This is a genomic window from Brevibacterium ihuae (genome assembly GCF_900184225.1).
Classification (GTDB): domain Bacteria; phylum Actinomycetota; class Actinomycetes; order Actinomycetales; family Brevibacteriaceae; genus Brevibacterium; species Brevibacterium ihuae.
On record NZ_FXWZ01000002.1, the window covers coordinates 588,960 to 607,876 of the forward strand.

An 18,917-nucleotide genomic window follows, 5' to 3' on the forward strand; every position below is an offset into this window, starting at 1 on the left:
TCTCTACACCCGCCCGCTGACGAGGGCAAAGGCGACGGGTCGCGGCCGGCCGCCGATACAGTGGATGCCATGCCCGTCCCCCGCAGCACCCCGCCCGAGGCCGCGTCGCGCGGCGCCGGCCGCTACGCCCCGAGCCCGAGCGGCGACCTCCACCTCGGCAACATCCGCACCGGGGTCCTCGCCCACCTGTGTGCCCGCTCCACCGGTCGGCCCTTCCGCTGGCGCGTCGAGGATCTCGACCGGGTGCAGGAGGGCGCTGCGGAGCGGCAGCGGGCGGACCTCGAGAGCCTCGGGGTCCGGATCGATCCGCCGGTGCTCGTCCAGTCCGCGCGCACCGATCGCTTCGCCGCGCACATCTCGGCACTCGCCGCGGCCGGGCTCACCTACGAGTGCTACTGCCCCCGCCGCGAGATCCAGGCCGCCCCCTCGGCTCCGCACACTCCCCCCGGCGCCTATCCGGGCACCTGCCGCGACCTCGATCCGAGCACTCGCGAGGCCGCTCGCGCCCGCCTGCGGGAGAACGGACGGGAGCCCGCGATCCGGCTCCGCACCGAGCACGAGGAGGTCGAGGTGGCCGACGATCTGCTCGGGCCCGTCCGCGGCGTCGTCGACGACTTCGTGCTCCGCCGCGGGGACGGGGTCGTCGCCTACAACCTCGCGGTCGTCGTCGACGACGGGGAGAGCGGGATCGACCAGGTCGTGCGCGCCGACGACCTCGCGAGCTCCGCGCCGCGGCAGGCCCACCTCGCCGGGCTCCTCGGCTTCGCGGTGCCGCGCTACGTCCACGTGCCCCTCGTCCTCTCCCCCACCGGCGCCCGGCTCGCCAAGCGCGACGGCGCGGTCACGCTCCGGGAGCTCACCGCACTCGGCTTCGACGTGTGGGCGTGGCTCGGGGAGTCCTGCGGATTCGGGCCGTGGGACGGGATGGAGCGTGCGCTCGCCGAGTTCGACCTCGCCCGACTCGACCGCCGCCCCGTGACCTTCACCCCGCCGGAGGCCTGAACCGCGCCCCTGGGCCGGGATGCGCCGCAGACCTCACTCAGCGCTCACACGGGGGCAGGCGGGCCACGTCAGCGCTCGTCCGGGGACTGGCTGGCCGCGACCCCGGTCGTCAGGGCTCACTCACGTTCCGATCACCCGCTCGCGTTTCGATCCGGTACGGAATCCCGGTCTGAACCGCACCGGATCGCAACCTCAGGCACTGATCGAAACCTCAGGCGCTGGTCGGAGCATCAGGCACCTGGTGAGCCCTCGGGCACCGGGTGAATCCGCTGCTACCGGTCGAGACCTTGGGGCCGGTCAGCCGAGGCGGTATTGCTCCGCGAGGTGCGCGTAGTGGCGTCCGACCCGGGCCACCGGATCGAGGGCCGCGATGTCGATGTGGCCGACCTCGTCGCTCAGCGCACCGGAGACGTGGGCACGCAGCACGCGGACGACGAAGAACTCCTCCTGGCCCGGCCGCAGCCGGGTCTCCACCCGGCACTCGAGGGCCGAATCGGCGTCGACGAGGCGCGGCGGGGCGACGAGATCGCTCGGGGCGGTGGCGAGCCCGAGCTCGCGGACCTCGCTCCGCTCCCGCGGCAGCGGCCGCGAGCTCGCGTGCATGGCTGCGGCGTTCGCCTCCGACACCGAGTGGATGACGAGCTCGCCACCGGTGTCGAGATTGCGCCACGTGTCCTTGTGGACCTCGGACGTATGGTCCGGGGTGATCGCCAGTCCCATCATCGCCGGTCGGGTCGACACCACGGTGAAGAAGCTGAAGGGCGCGAGGTTGACCGTACCGGCGGCATCGACGGTCGTCACCCAGGCGATGGGACGCGGGACGACGAGCCCGTACATCAGGCGCCGGGTCGCCTCGACGTCGGCCGCGTCGAAGGTCCGCATGTCCGGCCGGCCCGCCGGGAGCCCTGTCCGGGTGTCCGCGGACCCGCCGGAGACGGTCCCGCCGGGGACGGTCCTGCCGGGGTCGGTCTGCTCAGGCGGCACGGGAGTCATCGATGAGCCTCCGGTAGATGCCCTCGAATGTGTCGAGGGTGGCGGTGATGTCGTGGCGCGCGGCAGCCGCGCGGGAGGCCCGGCCCATCTCCGCGCGCTCGGCGGCGCCCATGGAGCACAGCCGGGTGAAGCAGTCGGCGAGCGCGTCGACGTCACGGGGTTCGAACAGGTACCCGTTGACGCCGTGCTCACACAGATGGGGCAGCGCGACGGCGTCGGCGAGGACGACCGGGTTGGCCGACGCCATGGCCTCGAGCGTCGCGATGCTCTGGAGCTCCGCGGTGCCCGGCAGGCAGAAGAAGCTCGCCTCCTGGTACGCACGGACGAGCGCCCGGTCGTCGACCTTGCCCCGGAGGTCGACCCGGTCGGCCACCCCGAGCTCGGCGGCGAGGGCGCGCAGCGCCGGAGCCTGGTCTCCCGTCCCGATGATCACGGCCCGCAGGCCGAGCGCCGGATCGGTGCGCGCGAGGGCCCGGACGATGTCGTCGATGTGCTTCTCCTTCGACAGCCGCCCGACGAAGAGCACGGTCGGCGCACCGTCCCGGGCGCCCGCGACGTCCTCCGGTGCGGCGGCGCGGAAGGCCGAGAGGTCGATGCCGCAGGAGACCGCCTGGATCGGGTGGTCGAAGCCGTTCGAGGTGAGGAGATCCGCCGCGAGCTGGGTGGGCACGGTGATGTGGTCCGCGGACTGGAACTTCCGCTTGAGGTCCCACCAGGCGGTTCCGGTCGCGATGTCGACGAGCGGTCGGGGCACCGGCAGGTACGGCCGCACGTTGTCGGGCATGAAGTGGTTCGTCGCGACGACGGGGATCCCGCGCTTCCGGGCCTCGGAGAAGGCGTACCGCCCGATGACGAAATGGGCCTGCGTGTGGACGACGTCGGGGGCGATGTCGTCGAGCAGCCGGGCGACCGCCGGCTGCGTCTCCCACGGCATGCAGATCGTCCACGTCGGGTGGAGGGGCCAGCGGTGGGAGCGGATCCGGTGGACGAGGGCCCCGTTCTCCCGGACCGTGCTCGGGACCCCGGTGGGCGAGGGGCAGATGACGTGGACGGCATGGCCGCGGGCGGCGAGCCCGGCAGCGAGGCGCTCGGTGAACTTCGCCGCGCCGTTGACCTCCGGGGCATAGGTCTCGGCAGGAATGCAGATGGTCAGCGGCGGCGGGTGTGCCATTCCGGTGGATGTCCTTCCGGGGGCGGGCGAGGGGCGAGTCCCGCGCGGGCGACCACGGTGCGGGTCGAGCGGCGGGCCTCCTCGCGCTCGATGACGTCCGGGTGATACCGGGACAATACAACGACCGCCGAGCACGCGACCAATCCGGTGAGCACCATGAGCGCCACCGTCACCGGCGGTGCCCCGGCCGCCTCGCCGAGCACGAGCGAGCCGAGGACGACGGCGAAGATCGGGTCGACCACGGTGAGGCCGGCGATGACCATCTCCGGCGGCCCCGCGGCGTACGCGGCCTGGACGAACCACGTGCCGATCGCCCCGGCGACGGCGAGGGCGAGGAGGTTGAGCCAGGACACCGCGCCGAGGCCGGCGTGGATGAGCTGGTTGCTCACGAGGTGCGTCGTCGTCGCGACGCACGCGAACAGGAGGCCGGCCCCGAGCACGAGGAGGAGCTGCGGCGGCCGGCGCCACACGAGCACGACGACGAGGAACACCGCGGAGATCGCGAACGCGATCCAGGCGACGGGGTGGGACTCCGCGCCGGGGTGGACCCGGGAGCTCGCGATCGAGGCGGACACGCCGACGAATCCCGCGACGCCGAGGGCGCACACCGCGACGGCGACCGCGATCCGCGGCGTGATCCGCAGCCCCCGGTAGCGCGCCGCGAGGAGGATGGAGATCAGCAGCGAGACCGCGCCGATGGGCTGCACCACCATGACCGGCGCGATCGAGAGCGCGATGATGTTGGCGACGGTCCCGAGGCCGAGGCACAGCAGGCCGAGCATCCACACGGGGCTCCGGACGAGGCGGAGGAACGTCCGCAGCCGGAATCCCCCGCCGTGGTCGTGCGCGTCGACGACGCCGCGGTGCTGGAACATCGCCCCGAACGCGAGACCGACCGCGGAGAGCGCGGCGAGGAGGATGGCGATGGGCGTGGTCACGCCGAACAGTCTAAGCAGTCGGGAAGCCCACGAGCCGGAGTTCCGCCGCCGTACCGGTGTTCGAGGACGAAGTCGGAGGAAACCCCCAGCGCCCACCCGGGGGACCTCCCCCGCCCGCGATGTGCGCCGGCTCACGGGGAGCGGACTTGGACCCCACGGCACGGCGGTGCTACAGTGGTCTCTCGCGTGCCCGGTGCGGCACGCTCTTCCTCCGTAGCTCAGTTGGCAGAGCATTCGACTGTTAATCGAAGGGTCGCTGGTTCGAGCCCAGCCGGGGGAGCACGGCGACAGGCGGGATCCGGGACTCCGGATCCCGCCTTCTTCGTTCCCGGCGGACGCGGCCCGAATATTGCAATGTTGTGACAATCTGACATAACCGTCGAGTAATGGTTACCATGCGATAACGACATTGCCGTGTGTGCTGGGACCGCCGGATCTCCGTGCACGAGCACCGCGGTCCGATCGATGGAGACATGCATGCGGATCACCACTCTTGCGCGGCGCAGCGCCGTCGCCCTCGCGTCGCTCGCCATGGCCGCCCAGCTGGGGCTGACAGCGAGCCACGCAGCTCCCGGACTCGGCGGCAGCTCCGGTTCGGGCGGCGAGGACACCACGCAGTCCGAGACCGAGGACTCCGGGACCGAGGACGCCCCCGCGACCGAGGACACGACCCCCGCTCCCCCGGCCCCTCCGGCAGAGGAGCCGTCGGACGAGCCGAGCGACGAACCCTCCGAGGAGTCGCGCACCGGAGACGGCCTGAGCACGACCATCGGCGGCCACACCGTGGGCGGCGCGATCGGCTCGACCTGGCGCGACCTCGGCGGCGTGTCCGGCGACCTCGGGAAGCCGACGAGCGGTGAGCGCTGCGGCCTCCGCGACGACGGCTGCTACCAGCGCTTCCAGTCCGGCGAGATCCACTGGTCGCCGGCCACCGGCGCCCACGCGACGCTCGGCGCCATCGCCAACTCCTGGGCGGGCACCGGCCATGAGTCCGGCGACCTCGGCTACCCGACTTCGAACGAGCAGTGCGGTCTCACCCGCGGCGGCTGCTACCAGTGGTTCGAGCACGGACAGATCCACTGGTCCTCGGGCACCGGAGCGCATCCGACCCAGGGCGGTATCCGTTCGACCTGGGGCCAGAACGGCTTCGAGGGCGGCAAGCTCGGCTACCCGGTCGGCAGCGAGCGCTGCGGGCTCGCCGGCGGCGGCTGCTACCAGCGCTTCCAGCGCGGTGAGATCCACTGGTCGCCCGCCACCCGGGCCCACGCCACCACCGGTGCGATCGCCGGCTCCTGGGCCTGGAACGGACACGAGACCGGCGACCTCGGCTACCCGGTGAGCGGCGAGCGCTGCGGACTCAAGGGCGGCGGCTGCTACCAGAAGTTCCAGAAGGGTCAGATCCACTGGTCGCCGACGACCGGGGCCCACGCCACCAAGGGCGCCATCCAGCGCAAATGGGCGCAGACCGGCTGGGAGAACGGCTCGTGGGGCTATCCCACCGGCGCCGAGCGCAAGGTCGGCGATCAGAGCTGGGAGCAGAACTTCCAGGGCGGCAAGAAGACCCACTCGAACATCGACCCGGTGTGGGACCGGCTCGCACAGTGCGAGTCCGGCGGCAACTGGTCGATCAACACCGGCAACGGCTACTACGGCGGCCTGCAGTTCTCCGCGAGCACGTGGAAGGCGTTCGGCGGCCACCGGTACGCCTCCAACGCCCACCTCGCGACCCGCGAGGAGCAGATCGCGATCGCGGAGAAGACCCAGGCCGCGCAGGGCTGGGGAGCCTGGCCGTCGTGCTCCCGCAAGCTCGGGCTCCGCTGACCTCGCGCTCACCCGGCATCCGACGACTCGGGCCCGTTCCGCACCATGCGGAACGGGCCCGAGTCGTCTGCGCAGGGCGCCGCGTCAGGAGGCGACGAGGTCGCCGTACTGCTCGAACCGCTCGAGGTAGCGCTGCACGTACGAGCACGTCGGCACGATCCGCTGCTCGCGCTCGCGCAGCTGGTCGAGCACGAGGGTGACGAGCGTGCGCGCGTACCCCTGGCGACCGTAGGACTCGGAGATGATCGTGTGCCGCAGGTCGTAGACCCCGGGATCCTCGAGCTGATAGGCGACGAAGCCGACGAATGAGCGCTCGGGCCCGGATGTCCAGAGCTCGAACCGCTCGTGCGTCATGTTGTCCACGACCTCAACGGGCGTGGTGACGAGAACCGGAGTGCTCACGGCTCCCCCTTTCGATGTGCGACCGCTGGACGGCTTCGAGTCTATCCGAGCGGCGGACCGGGCCCCGGGGTCACCGGAGCGCCGGCCTCCCGCGATGCGGCCGCGGCCGGCGGGTCTCCGATATATTCGAGGGGTCGTCGCTGATGCCGAACACAGGAGGAGCCCGCCGTGGCCGCTTTCACCGCCCCGACCTTCGACCAGGTCGCCGCCCTGCCCACCATCGTCGAGGCGACCGTGCCCGAGGAGTGGATCGACGAGAACGGGCACATGAACATCAATCACTACTTCGACATCGGCGGGGACGGGTCGTGGACGTTCTGCCGGAACCTCGGCCTCCAGGACCTCTACGAGGCGGACCCGCCCACCGGGCTCTTCACCACCGAGAACCACATCACCTATCTCAGCGAGCTCCGGCTCGGCGAGGAGCTCTCCGCCCACGTCCGCTGCGTGGACGTCGGGCCGAAGTCCGTCCACCTCATCACCATCGTCCTCGACCGCACGCACGAGCGGGTCGCCGCAGTGCACGAGGTCGTCCTCGTCCACGTCGACATGACCGCGCGGAAGGCCGCGCCGTTCCCCGACCACTTCCGCGAGGCGCTCGAGTCGGCGGTCGCCGCCGACCGTGAGCTCGACTGGCCGGCCCCGCTGTGCGGCGCCATGGGCGTGCGCCGCTGACCGCTCGGTCCGGAGGAGCGTGCGGTCCGGAGGAGGTCAGTCGATGACCTTCGCCGGCCCCGCTCCCCCGGCGGTCTTCGACTGCAGACGACGCTCGAGCCATTGCGCGAGGGCGGCGACGAGCATGTTGATGGCGATGTAGAGCAGCGCACCGACGATGAAGGTCGGGAGCAGATTGTTGTACTGCCGGCCGATCGCGTTGACCTGGTAGAGCAGGTCCTGGTACGTCACCATGAAGCCGAGCGCGGAGTCCTTGAGGAGGACGACGACCTGCGCGATGAGAGTCGGCATCATGGCCCGCAGCGCCTGCGGGAGCAGGACGTGGCCCATGGTCTGCGAGCCGCGCATCCCGATCGCCATCGCCGCTTCGCGCTGTCCGCTCGGCACCGCGAGGATGCCGGCACGGATGATCTCCGCGATGACCATCCCGTTGTAGAGCGTCAGACCGATGACGACCGACCAGAACGGACCGATCCGGTTCCCGAACAGCATGAAGGTCGCAAAGATCAGCAGCAGCACCGGCACGCCGCGGAACACCTCGAGGACGATGGTCGACGGCAGGCTGATCGCCCGCGTCGGGGCCAGGCGGAGGAGGGCGAAGGTGAGCCCGACGACGAGGGCGAGCACGGTCGCGACGGCCGCGACGGCCAGCGTCGCTCCCATGCCCCGCAGCAGCACCATCTGGATCCCCGTGTAGGTGAAGGGGCTCCACTTGTCGGCTTCGAGCTGGCCGGCGTCATAGAACTTCCACACGATGAAGGCGACGATGCCGAGCAGGACGACGATCGAGACGATCGACATGATGACGTTGTTCCGCCGGGCGCGGGGGCCGGGCGCGTCGAAGAGGACCTGGGTGGGCGCGCTCATCGGAGGATCACCAGCTTCTTCTCGAGGTAGTCGAACACCCGGCCGAGGACGAGGGCGAGCACGAGGTACACGACGGCGGTGGCGAGCAGGATCGTGATGACCATGTCGCCGCGGAGCTCGATTGCGTTGCGCATCGCCGACATGAGCTCGCGGTTGTTGAACGCCGAGGCGATCGACGTGTTCTTGAGCATCGCGATGATGACGCTGCCCAGCGGCGGGATGACCGTGCGGATCGCCTGGGGCAGGACGACGGTCGAGAGGGTCTGGCCGAAGGTCAGCCCGATCGCGCGGGCGGCCTCGGCCTGCCCCACCGGGACGGTCGCGATCCCGGAGCGCAGCGTCTCCGCCACGAAGCAGGCGGTGTAGGCGATGAGCGCGATCGTCGCGAGGATCATCGAGTTGAGTCCGGCGCTCTCGGCGAACCGGATGTCGAGGTAGGGCAGTCCGAAGACGCAGAAGAACATCACCAGGGTCAGCGGGGTGTTCCGCACGACGTTGACATAGGTGTGCGCGGCGACCCGGAGCACCGGGGTGGGCGAGACGCGCATCGCGGCGAGGATCGTGCCGAGGATGAGACACCCGACGAGCGTGAGGAGGAACAGGCGGATGGTCCCCCAGGTGCCGCTGAGGAACAGCTGAGTCAGATCGAGGAATGACACGGGCGATCAGGCTTTCGGTCCGGACGGTCAGGGATGCGACCGCTGCGGCGCCCCGGGTTCGGGGGGGGTGCCCTCCCCCGGGGGCGCCGCGTGCGGGTCTGCAGTCAGTAGCGGTCGACCGCCGGCTGCTCGACGCCGCTCGAGTCGCCGAGCGTGTACTCGAACGCCTCGGTCCAGGCGCCGTCCTCCCCGGCCTGCTCGAGTGCGTCGTTGACCGCGTCGCGCAGCGCCTGGTCGTCCTTGGGGAGACCGATGCCGTAGGGCTCCTCGGAGAAGGGCTCGCCGACGACCTTGAACTCGCCCTCGTACTGCGCCGCGTAGCCGCGGAGGATCGCGTCGTCCGTGGTCACCGCGTCGACGTTGCCGGTCTGCAGATCCTCGACGCACTTCGAGTACGTGTCGTAGGTGACGAGTTCGGCGTCGCCGTACTCGTCCTGGATCCGCTGGGCCGGCGTCGAGCCGTCGACCGAACACACGGTCGTACCGGCGAGGGCGTCGGGCCCGGTGATGTCGGAGTCCTCGGCCACGAGGAGGTCCTGGCCGGCGACGTAGTACGGCCCGGCGAAGTCGACGACCTCCTTGCGCTCGTCGTTGATCGTGTAGGTGGCGACGACGAGGTCGACGTTGCCCTGCTGGAGGAACGGCTCGCGATTGGCCGACACCGTCTCGACCCACTCGATCTGGTCGGGCTCGAAGCCGAGCGCGGCGGCCGTCATCTTGGCGATCTCGATGTCGAAGCCGGCGGGCTCGTCGGCCGTGGCGTCCTTGTTGCCGAGGCCGGGCTGGTCGAACTTGACGCCGATCTTGATCGAACCGGCCTCGTCTGCGGCGGTCCAGGTGGGGCTGTCGGACAGGTCGACATCGCTCGCGACCTCGTACTGGGGCGCCTCGGCCGCGGTGTCCCCGCCGCCCTCGGCGCCGCCGCCTCCGGTCTCCGGAGTGCCGCTCTGCCCGCAGGCGCTCAGGGCGAGGATACCGACGGCCGAGGCCGCCAGGAGGGTGTGCATCGTCTTCATGGTGTCTCCTTCGGTGCGGACCCGTCCGGAGCGGCGGGCCCTGCGTACGGGGTGAGGGATGGGAGGGTCAGTGGGTGAGGATCTTGGACAGGAAGTCCTTGGCGCGATCGGACTGCGGGTTGGTGAAGAATTCCTCCGGCTCCGCGACCTCGACGATCTCCCCGTCGGCCATGAAGGCCACCCGGTTCGCCGCCTTCCGCGCGAAGCCCATCTCGTGGGTGACCACGACCATGGTCATGCCGTCGCGGGCGAGCTCGACCATGACGTCGAGGACCTCGTTGATCATCTCCGGGTCGAGGGCCGAGGTGGGCTCGTCGAACAGCATGACCTTGGGCTTCATCGCCAGCGCCCGGGCGATGGCGACGCGCTGCTGCTGGCCGCCGGAGAGCTGCGCGGGATACTTCTGGGCCTGGTGGTCGACGCCCACCCGGCGCAGCAGGTCCATCGCGAGCGACTCCGCCGCGGACTTCCCCAGCTTGCGGACCTTGATCGGTCCGAGCGTGACGTTCTCGAGGATCGTCTTGTGCGCGAAGAGGTTGAAGGACTGGAAGACCATCCCGACGTCGGACCGGAGCTGGGCGAGGGAGCGGCCCTCCTCTGGGATGACCTGGCCGTCGATGCTGATCGTGCCGTTGTCGATCGTCTCGAGACGATTGATCGTGCGGCACAGCGTCGACTTGCCCGACCCCGAGGGGCCGATGACGACGACGACCTCGCCGGAATGGATGTCGAGGGAGATGTCCTTGAGCGCATGGAAGTCGCCGAAGTGCTTGTCGATGTGCGCGATCTCGACGAGCGGCCGTCCGGTGCCGGCCGGGGTGGGGGTCTGTCCCGGATGTGCCTCAGATGTCATGGGGATCACAATAGGCATCCGGACGCCCCACCTCATCGCGGATGCGGGGTTTCGCCGTGATTCCCGGCGAATCGCAACTCATCTGTAACACTACTGCGCGGTCGGACGGCACTCTCGGCACCTCGGCCGGGCCGATCGGTCGCCGGCGGGCGCGGACCCGGGGGGCGATCCGGATCCGATGGCGCACGGCACCGGCAGCCGCTCCCCCGCTGCCCGCCCTCGTCCCGTGCTGCGACCCGGGGGAATCGTCGTGCTCGGCGGACCGGACCGACCGTCTTGAATAGCGGGAGGACGTGCAGGACACGGACGCGTTCGAGGATGATTGCCGGTAGGTCGGCACCGGGTCCCGCATAGACTGGAGTACCTGCACGGATGCGCCAGGGTGTCACAACGAAGTGGAGCGAACAGGAACGATGACTACGGTACGCGATATCGAAGGTGTCCCGAACTCGGTTTCGGCCGGACATATGATCGTGAAGTCCTTGGCCCAGCACGGCGTCGAACGCGTCTACGTCGTCCCGGGCGAGAGCTTCCTCGACGTCCTCGACGGGCTCCACGACTCCGACATCCAGACGGTGATCTGCCGCCACGAGGGCGGCGCGGCCTACATGGCCGAGGCCGACGGCAAGATGAATCCGGTGCCCGGGATCGCGATGGTCACCCGCGGGCCCGGCGCCGCGAACGCCCACGTGGGCCTCCACACCGCCTGGCAGGACTCGACCGCGATGGTGCTCTTCGTCGGGCTCATCCCCTTCGAGCACCGGGAGAAGGAGGCCTTCCAGGAGTTCGACCCCAAGGCCTGGTTCGACAGCGGCGCCAAGCGCGTGATGATCCTCGACCACGCCGAGCGCGCCTCGGAGATCGTCGCCGAGGCGATGTTCGCCGCCGCCTCCGGCCGTCCGGGGCCGGTGGTCGTCGGCATCCCCGAGGACATCATCAAGCAGGGCAACGACGGCGTCCTCCACCCGAAGATCCCGATCGCCGAGGGCGGCATGACGGTGACCGACTGGAAGGCCCTCAACTCCGCCCTCCACGCCGCCGAGCGGCCGCTGTTCGTGTTCGGCGGCAACGACTGGACCCACCGCGCCGCCGAGCAGTTCACCGGGTGGCTCGAGTCCCACAACCTCCCCGCAGCCGCGGAATGGCGCTGCGAGGGCACCGTCCCGTTCACCTCCCCGAGCTACGTCGGGCCGCTCGGCTACGGCCGGCCCCAGCACACCCGCAGCGTGCTCGAGGAGTCCGATCTGCTCGTCTTCGTCGGCACGGTCCCCGGCGACGTCATCACCGACGGCTTCACCGCCCGCCAGAACTGGGACAAGAGCAACTTCCTCGTCACCATCGATCCGGCCCTGCGCGGGCGCTCCGGCCCGGTGAGCCACCAGATCGTCGCCAAGCCCGAGGTGTTCATCCGCGACCTCGTGCGGATGGACCTCGCGGTGCGCGACGAATGGCGGCAGTGGACGAACGAGCTGCGTGAGCGGCAGGTCGCCTTCGCCGCGCTCCCCGACGCCGAGCCCGGCGACGGCCAGGCGAAGATGGCGACCCTCATGGCCAATCTCGTCCCCCGCCTCGACGAGGACGCGATGGTGACCTTCGGCGCCGGCGAGCACACGAACTGGGCCCACCGCTACTTCCCGACCAACGGGTACGCCTCGATGATCTCGGCCCGCAACGGCTCGATGGGCTACTCGGTCCCGTCCGCGGTGGCCGCCTCCCTCAACTACCCCGGCCGCCAGATCATCTCGATCGCGGGCGACGGCGAGTTCCTCATGAACGGTCAGGAGCTCGCGACGGCCAAGCAGTACGGCGCCACCCCGCTCGTCATCGTCATGGACAACCAGGAGTACGGCACCATCCGCACCCACCAGGAGCGCGACTACCCCGACCGGGTGTCGGGCACGCAGCTGGAGAACCCGGACTTCGCCAAGCTCGCCGAGGCCTTCGGCGGCGTCGGGGTGCGCGTCGAGCGCGACTCCGAGGTCCCCGGGGCACTCGACACGGCGTTCGCCGCGATCGAGCGGGGCGAGTTCGCCCTCATCCACATCATCGTGGAGCAGCGCGTCAAGGCCTACTGAGTCCGCCGGACCCGACGGCGTCGCACCCATGGGTGCGGCGCCGTCGTCGTGCGTGCGCGTCGAACCGCCATAATGGAGGCATGGACGAGAGCGTGCTCCTCGAGATCGAACGCAAGTACGACATCACCACGCAGGCCTCCCTGCCCCGCCTCCACGGAGCGGCAGGGGTCTCCCGGGCGCAGTACCGGCCGCCCGTCACCCTCGAGGCCGTCTACTTCGACACCCGCGACCGGGTGCTCGCGGCGAACGGGGTCATCCTCCGTCGGCGCGCGGGCGGGCCCGACGCCGGCTGGCACGTCAAGATCCCCTCCGGTGCCCACCGGATCGAGATGCAGGTCCCGCTCTCCTCGGCGGAGAGGACCGACGGCGGCCCCGCCGAGACCGCTCCCTACCGGGTGCCGAAGGAGATCGCCGATCTCGTCCGGGTCCACGTCCGTCGCCGGACGCTCCTCCCCGTGCTCAGCATGAATACGCTGCGCTCGGTCGTCGAGCTCATGGATGCGCAGGGCCGGGTGATGGCCGAGGTGTGCGACGACCAGGTGGCGGCGATGGCGGCCGGGTCCCGTGCCGACTCGCGGGTGCGCCACTGGCGCGAATGGGAGGTCGAGGTCGTCAACCCGACCCTCCTCGGCGGTCCCGAATCGGTCCCCGCCTTCCTCGACGCGGTCGAATCCGCGCTCCTCGCCGCCGGGGCCCGGCCGTCGGAGGCCGGCTCGAAGCTCGAGAAGGTGCTCGGGCGTCCCGCCGACCCGCTCGACCCGGAGGCTCTCGGAGAGGCCGCCGACCTCGGCTCCGTGCTCACGCGCGCGGCCCGGATCCAGGTCCGCCGGCTCAAGTCCTGGGATCCGCTCGTCCGACGCGACGTCGAGGACTCCGTCCACCAGTACCGGGTGGCAGCCCGGACCCTGCGCTCGGTGCTCCAGATCTACGCCCCGCTCCTCGACCCCGAACCGCGCGCCGCGATCGATTCGGTGCTCAAGAAGCTCGGTCGTCTGCTGTCCGCGGCCCGCGATGCGGAAGTGCTCCGCGACCAGGTCGACGAGCGGATCGCCGCGCTGCCGGGAGGTGCGGACGGGCGGACCGCCGCCCTCATCCCGGTCAAGGCGGCCCGCCGACTCCGCCGGACCAAGGCCGAGGAGTACCGGACCGCCCATGCGGACCTGCTGCGGGCGCTGCGCAGCCGCCGCTACGCCGAGCAGCTCGACCTCATCGATGCCTACGCGCAGCGGGTGCCGCTCTCACCCGACCTCACCGAGGAGCAGCGCTCCGATGCCGCAGCCGCCCTGGGTCCCCTCGCCTCCGCCCAGGTCGACAGCCTGCTCGAGCACGCCGCCCGCGCCGAGTCCGAGGCCGACGAGGCCGAGCGGATCGAGCTCCTCCACGAGGTCCGGAAGGAGGCCAAGCGCCTGCGCTATGCGGTCGCCGCCGTCGAGGAGGGCTCGTCGCTCGACCTGGGTGCGGATCTGCAGGACCGGATGACGGTCGCGAAGAAGCTCCAGACAGCGCTCGGCACGCACCGCGATTCGGTGATGTTCCAGGACTACGTGCTCGCCACCGCGCGCCGGGCGGAGAAGAAGGGCGAGAAGTCCTTCGGGTACGGGATCCTCCACGCCGCTGAGCTGCCCGTCCAGGCCAAAGCTCTGAAGAAGACCGCGAAGCTGCTCGCCCGCCTGCATCCCGGGGACGGCGCGGAGTAGGGTCGGCCCATGGACCTCTCTCCCGCACAGATCCGCCAGGCCGCCGCCGTGCTCGGCGAGGCGCGCGCCTCCCGGACGCCGATCGACCGCCTGCCCGGCAGCCTCACCCCGCTCTCCCGAGCGGAGGGCCACGCGATCGCGGCGCATGTCGAACAGCGCAGCTCCGAGCCGCTCTACGGATGGAAGATGGCCGCGACGAGCGCCGCCGGTCGCGCCCACCTCGACATCGATGCGCCGATCGCCGGGCGCATCCTCGCCGAGGACGTCATCGCCGACGGCGGCACGCTGCGCCTCGGACGCCGGATCATGGCGCTCGCCGAGGTCGAGTTCGCCTTCACCCTCGGCCACGACCTCCCGCCGCGCGAGGGCGCCTACAGCGTCGCCGAGGTCAGTGCCGCCGTCTCCACGGCCCACCCCGCGATCGAACTCCCCGACACCCGGCTCGTCCGCTTCGCCGAGGTCGGCGTCGCCGAGCTCACCGCCGACAACGCCTGCGTCTCGGAGTTCGTCCTCGGTCCCGCCGCACCCGCCGGGTGGCGCGACCTCGACCTCGGCACGCTCGATGTCGCCATCGCGGTGACCTCCGCCGACGGCTCCGTGCGCCGGCTCACCGGCCGGGGGTCGAACGTGCTCGACGGCCCACTCGACGCCCTGACCTGGATCGCGAACGAGCTCTCCCCGCTGGGGATCGCGCTGCGCGGCGGCCAGGTGGTGACCACCGGGATCGTCTGCGAACCGATCCCGCTCTCCCCCGGTACCCGCGTGCACGCCGATTTCGGACCTCTCGGAACGGTCGGCATGACCGCGGAGTGAGCGGACCTCTCGGGCGCGCTTCCGGGCGCCGGCCGTCCGCCACCCGGGCCGATGGTTCCGGTGACCGGCCTCTCATGGCACGATGAGAGCATGACCGATACGATCGACGACTTCCCGATCCGCACCTACGACAAGCTCCGGTACGCGGACACCGACAAGCAGGGGCACATCAACAACGCCGTCTACTCGACGTTCTTCGAGACCGGGCGCGTCGAATTCATCAACCGCGCGCACGAGGCCTCCGAGCACGACGACGCGGAGTTCGTCATCGCGCAGATCACCATCAAGTACCTCCAGGAGACCCACTGGCCGGGCACGGTCGAGGTCGGATCGCGGGTGAAGAGGATCGGCACGAGCTCGCTCGTCGTCGAGCAGGCGCTGTTCAACGAGGGCCGGCTGTGCGCTGCCGGGGAATCCGTCGTCGTGCAGATCAACACCTCGACCCGGAAGTCCCAACCCTTCGACGACGCGATGCGCGAGTACTTCACCGGCCTCCTGCCCGAGAACTGAACCCGTGTCGCAGCGACCGGCGCGCACTGCCGCGCCCCGAGATCGGAGGGACTCATGAGCGGACCCGTCCTCACCCGCACCGTCGCGGAGCTCCGCAGCGAGCTCACCCGACTCGTCGCCGAGCGCGACGCGCATTCCGTGGGCCTCGTGCCGACGATGGGCGCCCTCCACCAGGGGCATGCGGCGCTCATGCGGGCCGCCCGCGCGGACGCCCCGGTGGTGTGCGCCTCGCTCTTCGTCAACCCGCTCCAGTTCGAGTCCCCGCTCGACCTCGAGCTCTACCCCCGGGATCTCGACGCCGACATGGCGCTGTTCGGGTCCGAGGGCGTCGACCTCGTGTTCGCCCCCGAGGTCGAGGAGATGTACCCGTCGTACCCCGACTCGCCGATCGTCCGGGTGTCGAGCGGTCACATGGGACAGATCCTCGAGGGCGCCTCCCGCCCCGGTCACTTCGACGGGGTGGCCACCGTCGTGTCGAAGCTCTTCAACATCTTCGATCCCGAGGGCCCCGCCCGCCTCCGGGCCTACTTCGGCCAGAAGGACGCGCAGCAGCTGATGATCGTCCGCCGACTGGTCGCCGACCTCGACTTCCCGGTGACCATCGTCCCCGTGCCCACCCAGCGCGAGGAGTCCGGCCTGGCGATGTCGAGCCGGAACCTCCTCCTCACCGAGTCCCATCGGCAGGCGGCCACCGCGCTCTCCGAGGCGCTCTTCGCGCTCCGCGACCGCGCCGCGGCCGGCGAGGACTGGAACCTCGCCGCACTCCGTCGGCAGGTGCGCGACGCCGACGAGGTCATCCTCGACTACCTCGAGGTCGTCGATCCGGGCACCCTGCTCCCCACGTCCCGGACTCCGGCCCTCGCACTCATCGCCGCCTATGTGGGCGGGGTGCGGCTCATCGACAACATCGAGATCCCCGGTCCCTGATCGGAGACGCCTCCGGACGCCCCGCCGCGACCGGCACACTGCCGGGGCCGCACCGCGTCGGGTGTCCGATCCCCGGTTCCCGGTGTCCGGTGGCGGAGAGGCCGGTGGCCGGTTCGGAGGATCCGGTGTCCGGTTCGGAGGGTCCGCTCACACTCCGGCTGCGGTGAGGCCCGGTCGCGCACGGAGTCCGAGGTCGAGCGCGAAGTCGTCGACGGTCGCGGCGACTCGGACCGCGGCGGGACCGACGACGCCCGCCGGGCCGATGTGCGCGGACTCGACGAACCGGCCGCGTGCGATGGTCGTCGCGCCGAGGCCGGCGAGCAGCGGCTTGAGGCCGTGATCGAGCGCGAGCACGTGGCCCACCGATCCCCCGGTGACGAAGGGGAGGACGGGCGTCCCGGCGAGGCTGTCGGGCGGCAGCAGGTCGACGAAGATCTTGAGGAGCCCGGAGTAGGTCGCCTTGTACACCGGTGAGGCGACGACGAGCGCGTCGGCGGCGAGCACCTCGGCGATGGCGGCCGCGACGGCCGGATGACGCGCGTCCGCGCCCACGAGCGCCTCCGCGGGGAGATCCCGGAGCCGGATGCGGACGGGCGTATGGCCGTGCTCGCGCAGCCGCACGGAGACGGCCGCGAGCAGGTTCTCGGTGGACGAGGGATCGGATGGGCTGCCGTTGATCACGACGACGCTCGACATGGGGAGTCCTCTCTGCAGTGGGTCCCGAGCGACGGGTCGGCGGGTGTTCGTCCGACAGGTCGCCTCGGGTGCGGCGATCCCCACGCTAGGAGAACCGCGTCCCGGAGAGCACCGGCGGACGTCGTCGACGGTCACGCATCGTCACACCGCGACGCAGTCGATCGAGACCGTGCGAGCAGTTCCGTGCCGTTCCCCCGCGGGGTCGACGACAGCTGCGGGCCCGATCCCCGACCCCCTGTCACCTCCGCGTCACCGCCGCCGGGTCCGGTGCCGGGCGCTCGACGCGCCTCGGTCCGGACCCGGCGTGGGAGCGCGCGCCGGCCGTGGGGCCGGTCCGGGCGCGCAGCACCGCGATCCACGCCCCGCCGATGACGAGGAGTGCACCGACGAACCCGAGGAGTGCGATGGGGTCCGTCACTGCGGTGGTCCAGATCAGCCTCTGCGGGAGGAAGGCCGCGAAGCCGAAAGCGATGAGGGTGCCGATGTAGCTGCCGACCATGTTCGCGACGTGACCGATCCGGTCGCGTCGGACGATGCGCCAGACGCCGATCGTCACCGTGGCCGTGGTGAAGACGGAGAGTCCGTGGAGGGCGGTGAACCCGTCCTCGAGGCCGAAGAAGAAGCTTGAGATGCAGGTGAGGTACATGAGCGCCACCCAGCTGCGGCCGAGCAGCCGGTGGAACCGGTCGCGCTGCGGCCGGATGATGTTCACCGGGCCGAGGATGAGGACGAGGAACGCGGCGGCGGCATGGACGATGACTGCCGGGGGGATCGCTGTGGTCTCCATGAATGAGAAGATAGTGCCACTCTCCAATCCTGTTCAACGTGGATAGCGCACCGGCCCCGCAGTATCCGATGGAGGCCGGTCGGCGCTCTCCCCCGCCGCCGTCGGGCGGCCCGCCTCGTCCCCAGGAGCCCCGATGAAGCTCAATGCGCTCGCCTCCGCGACCGGCACCTCGGCCGCGAGCATCAAGTACTACCTCCGGCTCGGCCTGCTGCGGCCCGGACAGAAGAAGAATGCGACGACCGCGGTCTACGACGACACCCATGTCGAGCGGCTCGAGCTCATCACGGCGCTGCGGCGCATCGTCGGCCTGTCGATCGCCCAGATCACCGAGCTCGTCGCACTCATCGACGATCCTGCCGTCGGAATCCTCACGGTCATGGAGACGGCGCAGGTCATGGCGAGCGGAACCGCGACCAGCGACCCGGAGGCGTCCCCGCCCGGCTCGCGCGGCAGTCGCCGCGGTCAGGGAGGCGGCAACGAGGACAGCGGTGCAGGCGGCAGAGGCAGCAGCGGCGGCAGCAGCGAAAGTGATGGCGGCGGAGGCACAGGCAGCCGCGCAAGCGTCAGCGGCAACAGCGGAGGCGACGGATCAGGATCGCCCGCTGCGGCTCCGGCCGACCGGGTGGCGGGCATCATCGCCGAGCGCGGCTGGCCCGATGCCACCACCGCGGCGCGCGCCGCCCTCGAACGGGTGCTCGGCGACATGAGCACGCTCGGTATCGTCCCCTCGGACGCCTACCTCACACGGGCCTCGCGTGCCCTCGACTCCGTGAGCACCGGTGACTTCGACTTCGGCGGCAGTCGCGACCGCATCGCGATGGGCGTCGCCGTCGGCACGCACGCGTACTCCCGCCTCGTCGTCGCGCTCCTCCAGCTCAGCCAGACCTCCCGGAGCATCGCCGAGTTCGCCACGGAGGGCGGGCACATGGCGCGCGACGGTTGGAGCACCCCGCCCTGATCCTCGAGATGCACGCGATTCCTGCACCTCCGCACGAAAACTGCACAGGATCGGCGT

At 70.9% G+C, this 18,917-nt stretch carries 19 protein-coding genes and 1 tRNA gene; 10 read left to right on the forward strand and 10 right to left on the reverse strand.

Annotated elements, in window-relative coordinates; all coding sequences use genetic code 11:
* Positions 1-69 precede the first annotated feature (69 nt).
* On the forward strand, positions 70-1,002 hold the full coding sequence (gluQRS, locus tag C1A17_RS02690) for a tRNA glutamyl-Q(34) synthetase GluQRS (protein ID WP_101650469.1): 933 nt from the start codon (positions 70-72) through the stop codon (positions 1,000-1,002).
* Between the two features lie 297 nt (positions 1,003-1,299).
* Here gluQRS and C1A17_RS02695 read toward each other — a convergent pair whose 3' ends face one another.
* Genes C1A17_RS02695 through C1A17_RS02705 form a run of 3 tightly spaced genes read right to left on the reverse strand, consistent with a single transcriptional unit; the run spans position 1,300 to position 4,104 of the window.
* Positions 1,300-1,995 (reverse strand): flavin reductase family protein, encoded by a 696-nt coding sequence (locus C1A17_RS02695; RefSeq protein ID WP_101650471.1) that lies wholly within the window; start codon positions 1,993-1,995, stop codon positions 1,300-1,302.
* Complete coding sequence (locus C1A17_RS02700; RefSeq protein ID WP_101650473.1) at positions 1,976-3,166, reverse strand: glycosyltransferase; 1,191 nt, start codon at positions 3,164-3,166, stop codon at positions 1,976-1,978. The genes C1A17_RS02695 and C1A17_RS02700 overlap by 20 nt, the downstream gene beginning before the upstream one ends.
* Positions 3,145-4,104, reverse strand: coding sequence for a DMT family transporter (locus C1A17_RS02705; protein ID WP_180953192.1), 960 nt, complete (start codon positions 4,102-4,104; stop codon positions 3,145-3,147). Before C1A17_RS02705 ends, C1A17_RS02700 begins: the two co-directional genes overlap by 22 nt.
* Positions 4,105-4,311: 207 nt before the next feature.
* Here C1A17_RS02705 and C1A17_RS02710 point away from each other — a divergent pair.
* Both C1A17_RS02710 and C1A17_RS02715 read left to right on the forward strand, forming a co-directional pair.
* Positions 4,312-4,384 (forward strand) — tRNA-Asn (locus tag C1A17_RS02710).
* 197 nt (positions 4,385-4,581) lie between these two features.
* Entirely contained in the window at positions 4,582-5,925 is a 1,344-nt protein-coding gene (locus C1A17_RS02715) for a transglycosylase family protein (RefSeq protein ID WP_101650478.1), read from the forward strand.
* An 84-nt stretch (positions 5,926-6,009) separates the two neighbouring features.
* Here the strand turns inward: C1A17_RS02715 and C1A17_RS02720 are convergent, their stop codons facing one another.
* On the reverse strand, positions 6,010-6,327 hold the full coding sequence (locus C1A17_RS02720; RefSeq protein ID WP_245873383.1) for a GNAT family N-acetyltransferase: 318 nt from the start codon (positions 6,325-6,327) through the stop codon (positions 6,010-6,012).
* A gap of 168 nt (positions 6,328-6,495) precedes the next feature.
* Here C1A17_RS02720 and C1A17_RS02725 point away from each other — a divergent pair, with 168 nt between their 5' ends.
* Positions 6,496-7,002, forward strand: a complete 507-nt coding sequence (locus C1A17_RS02725; RefSeq protein WP_101650479.1) for an acyl-CoA thioesterase — start codon at positions 6,496-6,498, stop codon at positions 7,000-7,002.
* Positions 7,003-7,038: 36 nt separating this feature from the next.
* Here the strand turns inward: C1A17_RS02725 and C1A17_RS02730 are convergent, their stop codons facing one another.
* The 4 genes from C1A17_RS02730 to C1A17_RS02745 all read right to left on the reverse strand — a co-directional run bounded on the left by C1A17_RS02730 (position 7,039) and on the right by C1A17_RS02745 (position 10,397).
* Positions 7,039-7,869, reverse strand: coding sequence for an amino acid ABC transporter permease (locus C1A17_RS02730; RefSeq protein ID WP_101650482.1), 831 nt, complete (start codon positions 7,867-7,869; stop codon positions 7,039-7,041).
* On the reverse strand, positions 7,866-8,528 hold the full coding sequence (locus tag C1A17_RS02735; protein WP_101650484.1) for an amino acid ABC transporter permease: 663 nt from the start codon (positions 8,526-8,528) through the stop codon (positions 7,866-7,868). Before C1A17_RS02735 ends, C1A17_RS02730 begins: the two co-directional genes overlap by 4 nt.
* A 104-nt stretch (positions 8,529-8,632) precedes the next feature.
* Entirely contained in the window at positions 8,633-9,544 is a 912-nt protein-coding gene (locus C1A17_RS02740) for a glutamate ABC transporter substrate-binding protein (RefSeq protein WP_101650486.1), read from the reverse strand.
* 67 nt (positions 9,545-9,611) lie between these two features.
* Entirely contained in the window at positions 9,612-10,397 is a 786-nt protein-coding gene (locus C1A17_RS02745; protein ID WP_101650488.1) for an amino acid ABC transporter ATP-binding protein, read from the reverse strand.
* 413 nt (positions 10,398-10,810) lie between these two features.
* Between C1A17_RS02745 and C1A17_RS02750 the strand changes: the two genes are divergently transcribed.
* From C1A17_RS02750 to panC, 5 genes are all read left to right on the forward strand, one after another.
* Complete coding sequence (locus tag C1A17_RS02750) at positions 10,811-12,472, forward strand: thiamine pyrophosphate-dependent enzyme (protein ID WP_101650490.1); 1,662 nt, start codon at positions 10,811-10,813, stop codon at positions 12,470-12,472.
* Positions 12,473-12,552: 80 nt separating this feature from the next.
* Entirely contained in the window at positions 12,553-14,169 is a 1,617-nt protein-coding gene (locus tag C1A17_RS02755) for a CYTH and CHAD domain-containing protein (protein WP_101650492.1), read from the forward strand.
* A gap of 9 nt (positions 14,170-14,178) precedes the next feature.
* The gene (locus C1A17_RS02760) at positions 14,179-14,982 is read left to right on the forward strand and encodes a 2-keto-4-pentenoate hydratase (protein ID WP_101650495.1); all 804 of its coding nucleotides are present in this window, start codon (positions 14,179-14,181) and stop codon (positions 14,980-14,982) included.
* A 90-nt stretch (positions 14,983-15,072) separates the two neighbouring features.
* A complete protein-coding gene (locus C1A17_RS02765; protein WP_101650497.1) occupies positions 15,073-15,492 on the forward strand; it encodes an acyl-CoA thioesterase in 420 nt (139 codons plus the stop codon).
* A 54-nt stretch (positions 15,493-15,546) separates the two neighbouring features.
* Positions 15,547-16,419 carry a pantoate--beta-alanine ligase gene (panC, locus tag C1A17_RS02770; RefSeq protein ID WP_101650499.1) on the forward strand — a complete coding sequence of 291 codons (873 nt, stop codon included), beginning with the start codon at positions 15,547-15,549 and terminating at the stop codon, positions 16,417-16,419.
* Between the two features lie 147 nt (positions 16,420-16,566).
* Here the strand turns inward: panC and C1A17_RS02775 are convergent, their stop codons facing one another.
* The gene (locus C1A17_RS02775; protein WP_101650501.1) at positions 16,567-17,115 is read right to left on the reverse strand and encodes an NAD(P)H-dependent oxidoreductase; all 549 of its coding nucleotides are present in this window, start codon (positions 17,113-17,115) and stop codon (positions 16,567-16,569) included.
* 238 nt (positions 17,116-17,353) lie between these two features.
* Positions 17,354-17,902 (reverse strand): DUF2306 domain-containing protein, encoded by a 549-nt coding sequence (locus C1A17_RS02780; protein ID WP_101650503.1) that lies wholly within the window; start codon positions 17,900-17,902, stop codon positions 17,354-17,356.
* Between the two features lie 133 nt (positions 17,903-18,035).
* Between C1A17_RS02780 and C1A17_RS02785 the strand changes: the two genes are divergently transcribed.
* Positions 18,036-18,860, forward strand: a complete 825-nt coding sequence (locus C1A17_RS02785) for a MerR family transcriptional regulator (RefSeq protein WP_101650506.1) — start codon at positions 18,036-18,038, stop codon at positions 18,858-18,860.
* The last annotated feature ends 57 nt before the right edge of the window (positions 18,861-18,917 follow it).